General features: G+C 57.9%; 9 protein-coding genes. 4 read left to right on the top strand and 5 right to left on the bottom strand.

From position 1 onward, the window contains the following. Positions 1–5: 5 nt before the first annotated feature. From FTW19_RS23795 to FTW19_RS23780, 4 genes are all read left to right on the top strand, one after another. Complete coding sequence (locus FTW19_RS23795; protein ID WP_147650049.1) at positions 6–596, top strand: outer membrane beta-barrel protein; 591 nt, start codon at positions 6–8, stop codon at positions 594–596. A gap of 296 nt (positions 597–892) precedes the next feature. Then, positions 893–1,096, top strand: coding sequence for a hypothetical protein (locus FTW19_RS23790; RefSeq protein ID WP_147650048.1), 204 nt, complete (start codon positions 893–895; stop codon positions 1,094–1,096). A 93-nt stretch (positions 1,097–1,189) separates the two neighbouring features. Next, complete coding sequence (locus FTW19_RS23785) at positions 1,190–2,581, top strand: ATP-binding protein (protein ID WP_147650047.1); 1,392 nt, start codon at positions 1,190–1,192, stop codon at positions 2,579–2,581. A gap of 523 nt (positions 2,582–3,104) precedes the next feature. Further along, positions 3,105–4,178, top strand: coding sequence for a class I SAM-dependent methyltransferase (locus FTW19_RS23780; protein WP_187143151.1), 1,074 nt, complete (start codon positions 3,105–3,107; stop codon positions 4,176–4,178). A gap of 20 nt (positions 4,179–4,198) precedes the next feature. Here the strand turns inward: FTW19_RS23780 and FTW19_RS23775 are convergent, their stop codons facing one another. The 5 genes from FTW19_RS23775 to FTW19_RS23755 form a co-directional block, all read right to left on the bottom strand. Continuing rightward, positions 4,199–5,182, bottom strand: a complete 984-nt coding sequence (locus tag FTW19_RS23775; protein WP_147650046.1) for a SpoIIE family protein phosphatase — start codon at positions 5,180–5,182, stop codon at positions 4,199–4,201. Positions 5,183–5,432: 250 nt separating this feature from the next. After that, positions 5,433–5,816 (bottom strand): hypothetical protein, encoded by a 384-nt coding sequence (locus FTW19_RS23770; protein ID WP_147650045.1) that lies wholly within the window; start codon positions 5,814–5,816, stop codon positions 5,433–5,435. Positions 5,817–6,643: 827 nt separating this feature from the next. After that, positions 6,644–8,098, bottom strand: coding sequence for an efflux transporter outer membrane subunit (locus FTW19_RS23765; RefSeq protein WP_246153470.1), 1,455 nt, complete (start codon positions 8,096–8,098; stop codon positions 6,644–6,646). After that, complete coding sequence (locus tag FTW19_RS23760; protein WP_147650044.1) at positions 8,095–9,342, bottom strand: efflux RND transporter periplasmic adaptor subunit; 1,248 nt, start codon at positions 9,340–9,342, stop codon at positions 8,095–8,097. Before FTW19_RS23760 ends, FTW19_RS23765 begins: the two co-directional genes overlap by 4 nt. Continuing rightward, complete coding sequence (locus FTW19_RS23755; protein WP_147650043.1) at positions 9,339–12,509, bottom strand: efflux RND transporter permease subunit; 3,171 nt, start codon at positions 12,507–12,509, stop codon at positions 9,339–9,341. The genes FTW19_RS23760 and FTW19_RS23755 overlap by 4 nt, the downstream gene beginning before the upstream one ends. Between the last annotated feature and the right edge of the window lie 195 nt (positions 12,510–12,704).

The following is a 12,704-nucleotide window of genomic DNA, read 5'->3' as shown; positions in this document are numbered from 1 at the left end:
ATAGTATGCGTTACAACATTCTCGGAGTAGTGCTCGTTGCAGGCTGCATTTTCAGCACAGCACGCGTATGGGCGCAGGCGCGCCCGGAATCCAATGGGCCGAAATACGGCTCGATGGAGATTGCGGCTAACTTTCATGCCGCCCGTGCCAACACGGTTCCCGCGTTCAACTTTTGGATGAAGGGCGGCGGCGTTCAGGTGGAAAGAGCGCTGACGCATCGGTGGAGCCTCGGGGCGGATCTCTCCCGCTTGCATACTGGCAAAATGCCCGGTACGAACGTGGGCTTAGACCTGACAGCGGCGGTCATCGGCCCGCGTTACAGCATCTCCTCTCTCCAGGGACGGCTCAAGGTCTATGGCCAGGCCATGGGAGGGGTGGCGCGCGGAAGCAATAGTCTGTTTCCGAATCCCAATGGCGCAACGTCCAGCGCTAAGGGGGCGGCGCTCATGATCGGCGGAGGCGTGAACTATCGCGTTTCATCGCGTGTCTACGTGCGTGCGATCGAAGCTGACTGGCTAAGGACCTCTCTATCGAATGGCACGACAACGGTGCAGAATAACCTGCGCTTGAGCTCGGGTGTGGTTGTGCGTTTTTGAGCTCTTCGTTTGTCGAGAAGATCAACTTGGATCCATGACGACAGTCGGTGAGTTGAACGGGTGGAGCCGAGGGCTTCAGCCCTGGGTTTAGTAGATCCAGAGAGAGATGGGCTTTAGCCTTGGGCCTTTTGGTTGTTGGATAGAAAAGGCCCAGGGCTAAAGCCCATTTATTTTTTATGCCTTTATCAGCGGGCTGAAGCCCGCTGCTCCCACCCGTTCTCACGCACCACTGTCGTCATCAATTCAAGTCGCTCTTTCGACGACTTTGCTATCGTGGTTCCGTTAGAGGGAACGGCATGCGCAAAGGGATGTGGAAGAGTTCGCAGGCGATAACAGGCCTGTGCGTCGTGACGCTGTTGATGTGCGGTGTCCTACGGGCGCAACCCCCCGAAGCGGCATCGTTGACGTTGCCGAACATGCCGCTGCATGATCCCTGGATACTGGCCAACGAGACTGATAAGACGTACTACCTCTACACGTCGAATGTTCCTGCGGTCTAGGGGATGCAGGGTCCCGGGACGATGGTCTGAGTGAGGGCGAGATGTTAGAGAATGGACTTGCTCCAGTTTCTCTTCCCGTGAAAAGAGGTTCCTGTGATTGACCGATCTGTGCTCGGAGGCATTTCTGCCTTCGCGAACCTGCCTGATGACCAGCTAGAGTGGTTTCTGAGTCACGCAGAAGAGGTGCATCTTGAAGCGGGAGAGCCGTTCGCACGGAAAGGCGATCCTCCGGCCTGGCTATTCGTTCTGCTGGAAGGGCAGTTTCAGTGGCGCGGCGAGTTCGGCGGCGACACTGTCGTACTGCCCTCCCCAGCCGGCGAAGTCACCGGGGTGTATCCGTTCTCGCGGATGAAGGAGTTCACCGTCACGGGTATCGCGCTGAACAAGGCGAGACTGTTGCGGTTTCCTGTTTCGATGTTTCCCGAACTGATTCCGAAGATGCCGGAGTTTACCGCGCGGCTGGTCGCGAAGATGTCTGACCGGATTCGGGAGGGCACCCGCATCGAGCAACAGAGAGACCGGCTATTTTCTCTGGGCAGACTGTCGGCAGGTCTGGCGCATGAACTGAATAATCCAGCATCAGCGGCTGCGCGTGCGGCAAGTCAGTTACAGGAACATCTGGACCGCCTGAAGTTCGCTTCGTTTGAGCTGGGGCGATGCGCCCTCTCCGAGGAGCAGCGACTGGACCTGGTGCACTTTGAAAAACAGCTCCTACCCGATTGCGATCCCGACCCGCTGGCATTGGGTGATTTGGAGGATCAGATCGCATTGGTTCTGCTCTCGCTGGGAGAGCATGAGACCTGGCAATCCTCCTCCGCGTTGGCAAGATGCCAGGTCCAGCCGGAGGCGTTGCGGTCCATCCTGCTCAAGCTTGATCCTGCGGCTGTGCACGCGGCGGTGACACGGCTGGCCGCAACGGCGGAGCTTGGTGTGCTCTCCCGTGCGATTGTGACCAGTACTTCGCGTATCTCGGAGCTGGTGGGCGCCGTTAAGGAATACACCTACCTGGACCAGGCGCCGGTGCAGGATGTCGATATCGTGCGCAGCCTGGAGTCGACTCTGGCGATCTTCGATCACAAGCTCCGGGAAGGGATCACGATTGTACGGGACTATCAACCGGTTCCGTTGCTGGTGAACTCCTTCGGAAGCCAGCTCAACCAGGTTTGGACGAATCTCATCCTCAATGCCATTGAGGCGATGGCCGGCAAAGGAGACCTGCGGCTACGGACATCGCGTCAGGGCGAGATGGCCGTTGTCGAGATTGGCGACAACGGTCCAGGTATCCCGGAGGAGATACGGCCACATATCTTTGAACCGTTCTTCACGACGAAGGGTATCGGTGAGGGAACGGGACTGGGACTCGATACGGCGTTGCGAATTGTCCGGAACCACCAGGGTGAGATCCATGTCGAATCTCGTCCAGGTGATACCTGTTTTCAGGTGTGGCTTCCGTTGGTGTCTGAAAGCGTGCAAGGTGTGACTTAGAGGGAGTGGGGCAATATAAGCGCTGAAGGCGAATTTGACGATGCACCCTAGTCTTGCCCTCAGCGGTTAAAACGGCTTTGTTCGTCGGACAGATATGGGACGGCTGAAAGCCGTCCCCTTAAGCAAGACATTCGCACCTACGGTGAGAAACGGCTGCGCCGCGCGCAACGGCTTCAGAGTAACGTGGCAAAGCCCTCTATCTCTGTCAGGTCGTACCGTGGAGATCGATGCGTGAGGCTAAGTCTCGCGGTGCTTCTTGGGCAAAGCTCCGAAGGAGCTCTGTCTTGCTTAAGGGCACGGCTTTTAGCCGTGCCGTACGGGGCTCAGAAAGCAACGCGGCTTTAGCCGCTGAGGGCAAGGTTTTGAACAGCTTGACTGCAATCGAAACCGTCCGGATTTCGGGAACATCGCTGAAAGCTTGATTTTCACTACGTGAGCGGCGCACAATTACCGCCTCGAAACCGGCTGCTGCTGCTCCTAATCTCGGCCGGGCGGAGATGCTCTCACCGCAAAGGAGACTCTTATGGCGACGACACAGGCTCCTGTCATCAATATGGATCAACTGAACGCCTTCCTGGGAAAGTTCATCGACGACCTGGGTGCTTCCGTGCATGCCGGCATGGTGGTGATCGGTGAAAAACTCGGCTTATACAAGGCCCTCGCCGGTGCACCTGCGACGTCGGCTGAGCTGGCAAAAAAGACGGGAACAGACGAGCGATACCTGCGCGAATGGCTGGCGTCACAGGCAGCAGGCGGATACATCACATACGACGCATCGACTCAGCAGTTCAGCCTCACTCCGGAACAGGCGTTCACGCTTGCCACGGAAGATAGTCCGGCATATCTGCCCGGCGCCTTCGAACTGGCATTGGGCTCGTTGGCTGCCGTGCCGCGAATTGCGGAATCCTTTCGAACCGGGGCTGGCATGGGCTGGGGTGAGCATGTTGAGGGCGTGTTCCATGGGTGCGAGAAGTTCTTTCGGCCCGGTTATGCTGCGAATCTCGTCAGTTCCTGGATCCCTGCACTTCAGGGTGTCCAGGCAAAGCTTGAACAAGGAGCGCGGGTAGCCGACGTTGGATGTGGCACCGGATCATCCACCATCCTGATGGCCAAAGCCTTTCCAAAATCGGAGTTCTTTGGATTCGATTACCACGACAAATCCGTTGAGGCAGCGCGCGAAAAAGCGCAAAAGGAAGGTCTGTCCGATCGGGTTCACTTCGAGGTGGCCAAAGCCAAAGAGTTTCCCGGCAAAGACTATGACTTTGTCGCCGTGTTCGATTGCCTCCACGATATGGGCGACCCCGTCGGGGCAGCCAAACATGTGCGGCAGTCCCTGGCTCCAGGGGGTACCTGGATGATTGTGGAGCCTTTTGCCAACGACGAACTCAAAGACAATTTGAATCCAGTCGGCCGGGTCTATTACTCCTTTTCGACGCTCCTGTGCACACCCTGCTCCCGCTCGCAGGAAGTTGGAATGTGCCTCGGCGCGCAGGCCGGCGAGGCGCGAATTCGCGATGTGGTAACCAACGCAGGGTTCACACATTTCCGGCGGGCCACGGAAACACCTTTTAATATCGTGTACGAGGCAAGAACGTAGGTCGTTCAACGAGTTCCAGTCTAGTGGCGCCGCACGATTAAAAGAGTTACATCATCAGCGGCTGGAGTCGCTCCGCGGAATTGTCCGAGATCGTGCAGTACGGCGTCACACATGGCGTGTGCGCCATGCTGGAACCGTTCTCTGAGGGTCTGGATCAAACGCTCATGCTGGTAGTCGTCTCCCGATGGACTCGTGGCCTCGGTGATGCCATCGGAGTAAAAGACGAGACACTCTCCGTCGCATGGGGTGTGCTGCGTCACCGTGTACTGAGCACTTGGGGAGATACCCAGGGGGAGACCGTTTGAATCCAGCCATTCGGTTCCGTGATGAAGCAGAAGGAGGGGCGGACAGTGCCCGGCGTTGCATATCTCGATTCCGTCCGTGGTAGCTCGACCGCACACCAGGGTTGCATAGTGAGCCGGCCCGGTGCTCTCGCAGAAGAGGCGGTTCGCTCTTGTGACGATCTCTGCAAGTGAAAGGTTCATCGACAGTAAGCTACGAAAGATGGCGCTGAGGTGCATCATCAGCAAGGATGCCGCGACTCCTTTGCCGGCCACATCGCCAACTGCGAAAAAGAGGCGCTGGTTGCCACTGGCGGCGTCACCCTGCAGGCTTACCTCGCAGTAGTCGCCTCCCACGGCCCCTACAGGCTCGTAGCGGTACTGTGCCTCCCATCGTTCCAGTGTGAGATTTCTCGGCGGCAAAAGCTGAAATTGGATCTGTGTTGCCAGATCAAGATCTTTTTGATGCTGTGCCCGTTCCTTGTCGTCCAGGTGGTCGAGACAGAATCGGCAGAGAGGGTCGAGCTCCAGCCGATCTTTTTCAATGGAGTCATTACATGTCTCACACAAGCCGTAACGTCCGACCTCGATCTTCGCGAGAGCAGTATCTACTTCCGCAAGAAGCTCTCGAAGATAGTCGTCAGGAACCGATCCTGAAGCGGCCTGGAGTCGCGCGCGACGCTCGACAAGTTGAGGCCGAATTATGTATGCCGCCGTTGCCATAGCGTATTTCTACCTCGTAGCGGGTAATAGCCAGCAATCGCATCAGACCACGCTTTTGATGCTGCCAGTAAGGGCAAGTACCAGAATTATTTCTGGTTCCAGCTAGTGAGTTTACGTCGGCAAGGCGGTTCCCTGAAAGGGGCTGCGAGGTGTTTTGGACAAACCAGGGCTTCCACGAGGGCGGTATGCCGATGGCGAGCTGTAGCCCGACGCTCGCGATGGATCTGTCGAGTCCCGCCAATGGCAATGTCTAGGAGAACGCAGCAGCGCGTACCCACGGCAGCATCTCCCACCCATCCTGCTTCCGCTGAAGCACAACCCACATCCAGTTTCCGCAGAGCGAGCCGCACCACATGCCTTCCTCCACCAGCGCCAGCGTGTGGTTTGTATTGAAGAAGACCTCAGTAAACTGATGCATGCCTGCACCATGGGCGAGTTCCGCCGGCGGTTTGTTGGGGTTCCGCATATATCTATAACGATCTTCGGTGTTCAGCAGGTGAACCGGGAGTTCGGTTTTGAAATTCTGCCGGTTCAGGCGAACCACATCGTGACAGTGTTGGTCGTAGTCCGCCAAAACCTCGGCCCACTCCGCTTGCCGATCCGCCGGGGCCTCGACGGCCAGATGTGGATTCATCCTAAGCGGGCCGCCTTCGGGCGCCCGGCAAGCAGTACTGAGTGGAGTGGCATTGGTGATTTCTTCGATAAGCCACTGCTGTCTGCTGGCCTCTCGCCATTCAATAGGACCACTCTTGAGCAGTTGCGAATAAATAGCATAGGAATCCTCGGCCCTGTCCTCTGGCATAAACATCGCCTCTGCAAAACGGGTTGTCTGGCCAGGCTGTCCTGAGATCTGGGCCGTGAGTCCCCCAAGAACCACGAGCATTGTAGAGATTCGCATGGCTGTGCCTCGACTATCTGGCGCCTGAGTATCCAGGCGGGAATTGGAGATTCGGTCAGTTAGACACCGGGGATAAAACTTCGTCACCGGAAGTGAGCAAGAAAGGTTGACGATATCTACCGACTTTTCCCATAGGCTTCGTCTTCCTTCCTTACTCTTCCGAAAATGACATATCCTATGTAGCATTCTACTTTTATGGTCGTCAAGCAGGTTTGCTGCGGCAAGGCACGTCGGTATGGAGGAGTTTGGGTGGGAGCAGCGGGCTTCAGCTAGATAAGCGCTGAAGGCGCTCCGTCTTGCTTAAGGGCATGGCTTCAGCCATGCCGTTTGAGCGCATGCAAGACATGTGGCTTTAGCCGCTGAGGTCAAATCTAGTCGCCAAAGTACGACATCTTTTTCGATGCATTGACCTCAGCGGCTAAAGCCGCCTGCCTCTCTGATGTCGATGCGGGACGGCTGAAGCCGTCCCCTTAAGCAATACATTCGCGCTATGCGCGAACGGAGCTTCGCTCAAATATCCCACCCATCGCTATCGCGATGGATGGGGCACCCAGTGTATTGCTCTAATTCTTCGGCAGTTGCAGTGAGTTCCAGCCTCCGCCGATGGCGATCTGCAATCCGACGCTCGCTACGATTCTGTCCGCGACCAGTCCGGCGGCGACACGCTCGTTGGAAAGCTGGATCGTCTGATTGGTCAGTACTTCAAGATAAGGTGCGAGTCCGCGCTTATAACGAAGAATAGAAAGCTCGGTCGAACGTTCAGCGCTGGCGACGGCGCGTTGCTGGACCTGGGCTTCATCCGCCAGGATGCGGAGTGACGAGAGCTGATCTTCCACGTCGCGGAAGGCCGAGAGAACCTGCTGCTGGTAGAGAGCCGCAGCCTGTTCCCGCTGTGCCACTGCCGCCTGTACGTTTGCTTTCCTGCGGCCCGCGTCGAAAAGAATCTCGCTTGCTGACGGGCCTGCATTCCACAGCGTCGAGCCCGTATTCATAAGGTTGGTGATGTCGCTGCTCTCAACACCGCCGTTCGCGCCCAGGGTGATGTTCGGGTAGTACGCTGCTTTCTGAACTCCGATCAGCGCGTTCGCTGCCGCGACACGGCGCTCAGCTGTGGCGATGTCCGGCCGGCGCTGCAAGAGCTCTGAGGGGATACCGACAGGAATCGCGGGCGGGTCGCCGTCCAGTGGCTTTTCGGCGAGCTTGTAGGTTTGAGCAGGAACGGCGATCAGAACAGCAATCGCATGCTCAAGCTTTGCACGCTGTACGCCGAGATCGATCAACTGCGCGCGTGTCTGTTCCAGTTGCGTCTTCGCCTGCTCGACATCGCTCTCCGACGCCAGTCCACCTTTGCGACGGTTCTCTGTCAGACCCAGGGTCTCCGTGTAGGCATCCACGGTCGATTGCAGCAGCTTGGTCTGCAGATCGATCCCGCGGATCTGGAAGTAGGTTGCTGCAAGCGTTCCCTGCAGGCTGAGACGGGTGTTCGCCAGGTCGGCGGCCGAGGCCTGAGCAGTAGCGGAGGCAGACTCAATCTGGCGATGGACACGGCCCCAGATATCGGGCTCCCAGCTTATGGAGAGCGGAATCAGGAAGTCCCAGTAGTAGTTCGGAGCAGTGGTCGGACGCAGCGGCCTGTAGGACGAAATGCGGTTGCGTGTGGCCGAGGCTCCGATCGACACCGAAGGGAAGAGCGCTGAGCGCACACTCTGCACCAGCGCGTGCGACTGCTCGTATGCTTGTGAGGCCGCAGCGATGCTCAGGTTGGCGTTGGCGCACTGTTCTTCCAACTGATCCAAAGTGGCATCGTTATAGACCGTCCACCATTGACCGCGGCTCTTATCGTCAGCGGGAGCGGCGGCACTCCAGTTACCCGTTGGCCCGCCGTTGGCGCCATTCTCGGAATAGGCAGGAGGAGCCTGCACCGCCGGCGCCTTGTACGCAGGGCCGACCTTGCAACCGCCCATACTCAGGGCAGCGCCAACCATCCCTACGGCAGCCAGACTTGCCCTGCGTGTCACTTCGCGCCTCCTGTGTTGTCTTGCTTCGGCGCGACAACCCGAACGGCATCGCCTTCCGCAAGAGAGTCCGAGGGGGTGGCGACAACCTTCTGGTCCTCTGCCAGTCCGCTCAGCACTTCAACGGTGGTGCCAAAATCACGGCCGGTGGTGACTCGAACCATATGGACCTTATTCTGTGCATCGACCGTGGCAACCTGTTGTCCTTCCGCGTTCAGGATCAGGGCGGTTACAGGAATGAGCAGCACCGGCACCTCACCGGTCGACTTAAGGTGAACCTCCGTGTAGCTTCCCGGCAGCAACTCCCCGGTTTTGTTGTCGACATCCACTTCCACAAGCAACGTCCGTGTGCCGGGATCAACGGCGCTGGCAGTGCGTACAAGCTTTCCGGTGAAGGTCTTTCCCGGATACTGAGGCAGTGTCAGTGAGGCGGTCATGCCGACAGCGGCATCGGGTGTGTACATCTGGGGAACGTTCACGAAGACGCGCAGCCTGCGAATGTCTGACAGGTCGAAGACCTGCCGGCTAACAACATTGGTCCCGGCGCCTGCGGTCACGGTGCTTCCCGAGGCGGTAATCAGTTGTCCCACGTCCAGGTTGCGGGCCGTGATGACACCATCGAAGGGCGCGATGATGCGCTCAAAGCCAACCAGCTCCTGCAGCCTGCGAACGTTGGCTTCCGCTGACTGCACAGCGGCGTTGCGCTGCTGGGTTACGCTTACAGCATTGTCGGTGTCCTGCTGCGAGACAGCGTTGCTGCCCACGAGGTCCTGATATCTGTCAGACGTGACCTTCGCGATGCTGGCATTGGTCTTTGCGCTTTCGAGATCTGCCTTCGCCTGTGCAAGCTGCTGGTCAAGCTCCGGCGTCTCGATCACTGCAAGCAGCTCACCCTGCTTTACATGGGAGCCAATGTCATGCGTCCACGAACGAACGTAGCCACTGGTTCTGGCGTAGATAGGGGCCAGGGTGAACGCCTGCATATTGCCCGGAAGAACAATCTCTTTGCCCGCACCCTGTCGCTTGGGAGCGACCAGGTCCACGGTGGGAGCGGCGTTGGCTGCGGTGTATCTCTCCAGCTCTTTATTGTCTTTGCCGCGCGTGAACACACCCGCGACGGCGCCAATCACCAACAGCAGCAGGACAAGGATCAGACCGAGGACGACGTTGCGGGAACTCCCTCGCTGCGGGAGTTGCTCCGGGTGCTGCTGTCCGCCACCTACTTCATTTTTCTTTGATTCGCTCATATCTCACTCTCGTCCGGCGTTGATTCCACAGCGGGCTTATCGTTTCGATGCATGAAGGAGAAGAACATTGGGACGAAGGTCAGTGTTCCGAAGGTCGCCAGCAGCAGGCCGCCGATGACGGCACGGCCAAGAGGTGCGTTTTGCTCGCCACCGTCTCCAAGGCCAAGGGCCATTGGCACCATGCCTATGATCATGGCGAGGGCTGTCATCAGAACCGGCCGAAAGCGTGTGAAGCCTGCCTGCAGCGCCGCGGCGCGCGAGTTCTCTCCCGCAATCATCTGATCCTTGGCGAAGCTGATCATCAGAATCGAGTTGGCCGTCGCGACACCCATGCACATGATCGATCCGGTCAGCGCGGGAACGCTGACATGCGTGTGAGTCAGGAACAGGAACCACACAATGCCGCAAAGAGCGCCGGGCAATGCCGAGATGATGATGAACGGATCGAGCCAGCTCTGGAAGTTGACGACAATCAGCGCATACACAAGAACAACGGAGAAGATCAGGCCGAAGATAAGTCCCTCGAACGAATCCTTCATCGTCTGAATCTGCCCGCGGATAAAGATCTGTGAACCGCGTGGAAGCTCTTTCTGATGATTCGCGACGATCTGGTTGATGCGCTTGGCGACGCTCGCCAGGTCGGTGCCTTCCACCGCGCCGTCGATATCGATGACAGGGCGAGCGTTGTAGTGGCTTACCGTGGCTTGCTCCGTTCCGCGTTCAATCGTGGACAGATTGCCCAGAATCTGCGGGTCCCTGCCGCTGCCATTCAATGCGATGGGGAAGTTCTGCAGGTCCGACAGGTTTTGCACCTTCGATTCCGGCGTTTGTACGGCGATGTTATAGCTGACGTGGTTCTGGGGATTCAGATAGAAGGTCGGCGAGGTCTGGAAGCTTCCGCTCAGGCCGACCAGTACATTCTGGACTACATCGCGTTCGCTGTAGCCAACCTGCTGCGCGCGTGTGCGATCGACATTCAACTTCCAGACAGGAAGATTGAACGGCTGCTGGATGCGAAGATCGGTGGTTCCGGGAATGTGACGGATCTCACGCATCAGCGTTTCGGCAAACTGACGGTTCTGCTCAACCTGCTGTCCGACGACCTGGATATCGAGCTGCGCGGGCAGGCCGAAGTTGAGAATCTGGCTGACCATATCGGTCGGCAGGTAGTAGAACTCAACACCGGGGAACTGCTGCAGCAACTTCTCGCGCAGCCTCCTGGTGTAATCGCCTGTGGGATGATGGTCTTCCGAGAGCGATACCAGGATATCCGCATCGGCCGTACCGACCGGGGCAGAGTTCGAGTAGCTGAGATTTAGTCCTGAGTAGGGGAGTCCGATGTTGTCGATGATTGAGGTGATCTCCGCCGACGGGACCTCCTGGCGGATCAGCTCTTCTACGCGATCGCAGAGCGCCGCGGTGTCTTCGATCCTGGTTCCGGTATGGCCGCGCAGGTGGAGCTTGAACTGGCCCCCATCGACACTGGGGAAGAAGTCCTGTCCCAGGAAGGGATACAGCAGCGCGATCGATATCACCCAGAACGCGACCATACCCAGCATGACAGGGACGCGATGAGCGACACACAGATGCAACAGCTTCATGTAGCCGCTGCGCAGGTGTTCGAATCCCCGTTCGAATGCCTGGGACATCCGTGTGAAGATCGATCCCTTCTTGTGCGCGTTGTGTTCGTGCGGCTTCAGCAGATACTTTGCCATCGTGGGAACGATGGTTCGCGAGAGGAAGTACGACGCCAGCATGGCGAAGACTACCGCCTCAGCAAGGGGAACGAAAAGGTATCTCGCGACTCCGCCGAGGAAGAACATCGGCACAAAGACGATGCAGATGCAGAGCGTGGAGACGAAGGCCGGAACCGCGATCTGGGCGGCGCCGTCGAGAATCGCCTGCTCGACTTCTTTCCCTTCTTCAATATTGCGGTTGATGTTCTCAATCTCTACGGTCGCATCGTCCACCAGGATTCCGACCGCGAGCGCAAGTCCGCCCAGCGTCATGATGTTGATGGTTTCGCCCAGGGCGGCGAGCATCAGCAGGGAACAGATGATGGAGAGCGGGATCGAGACCGCAATGATGATTGTTGAGCGCCAGCTCCCCAGGAAGATGAGGATCATGAGGGCGGTCAGGGCGGCGGCAATGACCGCCTCACGAACGACTCCGCTGATCGCGCCACGGACGAATACCGACTGATCGGCGATCGGCTTGACCTTCAGTTGCGGCGGCAATTGCGCCAGGACTGCCGGCAGGGCGCTCCGGATGTTGGAAATAATATCCAGCGTCGAGCTCTTACCGATCTTCTGGATCGTCATCAGCGACGCACGTTGTCCATCGACACGAACGATATTGGTTTGCGGAGGGAAGCCGTCACGCACGTTGCCGATATCGCGGATGTAGATGGTGGCCCCGTTGGCCGTCTTGATCGGCAGATTGTTCAGCCCCTCGATCGTGGACGGAGCGCTGTTGGTTTCAACCTGGTAGTCCAGGTGCCCCATCTTCACATCGCCGGCCGGAAGAATGATGCTTTGCTGGCCGATCGTGTTCACCACATCCGCGGCAGACACCCCAAACGCCTGCATCTTATGCGTATCGAGATCCACCTGGACCTGGCGCTGTTTTCCGCCATAGGGGAACGGCATCTGCGCGCCCTGCACGGTCGCGAGCTGTGTGCGGATGAAGTTCAGGCCGAAGTCGTTCAGTTGCTGTTCGGTCAGCCCTTGTCCTGAAAGGCCAAGTTGCAGGACAGGAACACTCGACGCGTTGTACTGGATGACGAGCGGAGGAGTTGTGCCCTGCGGAAACTGGCGAAGCGCCGTCTGCGCCACGGCCGTGACCTGTGCTACCGCCTGAGCGATGTTCACATTCGAGTGAAAGAAGATCTTGACGATCGAAACACCGTTCAGCGTCTGCGATTCGGTGTGATCGATATCGTTGACCGTGGTGGTCAGGTTTCGCTCAAACGTGACCACGATGCGATCGCTCAACTGCTCGGGAGAGAGACCGGAGTAGTTCCAGATAACCGAGACCACCGGAATGTCGATATTCGGAAAAATATCGACTGGTGTCCGAAGCATCATGACCGGACCGAGAATAAACAGCAGCAACGACAGCACAACGAAGGTGTACGGTCGTCGAAGCGCTAGGCGAACAATCCACATTGAGGGTCCCTCAAGTTTGCAGTTTATGGGTCACGTCTGGCGGCAGTCTCACAGAATCATGCGACTTTATGCCCGGGCTGCAGTCTCAATGGGAAGACGCATCCGCGTGCCATCTGGTTTTGAGCTAAATTCTTTGGATCAAAACGGGTTATCGGGTCATCTAACGTAGATCGCTTTGGGAAGGAATGGCCGGTC

The sequence above is a fragment of the Terriglobus albidus genome, assembly GCF_008000815.1.
In the GTDB taxonomy this organism is placed as follows: domain Bacteria; phylum Acidobacteriota; class Terriglobia; order Terriglobales; family Acidobacteriaceae; genus Terriglobus; species Terriglobus albidus_A.
The sequence above is the reverse complement of the archived record's forward strand: the minus strand, read 5'-3'. Positions and strand labels throughout refer to the sequence as shown.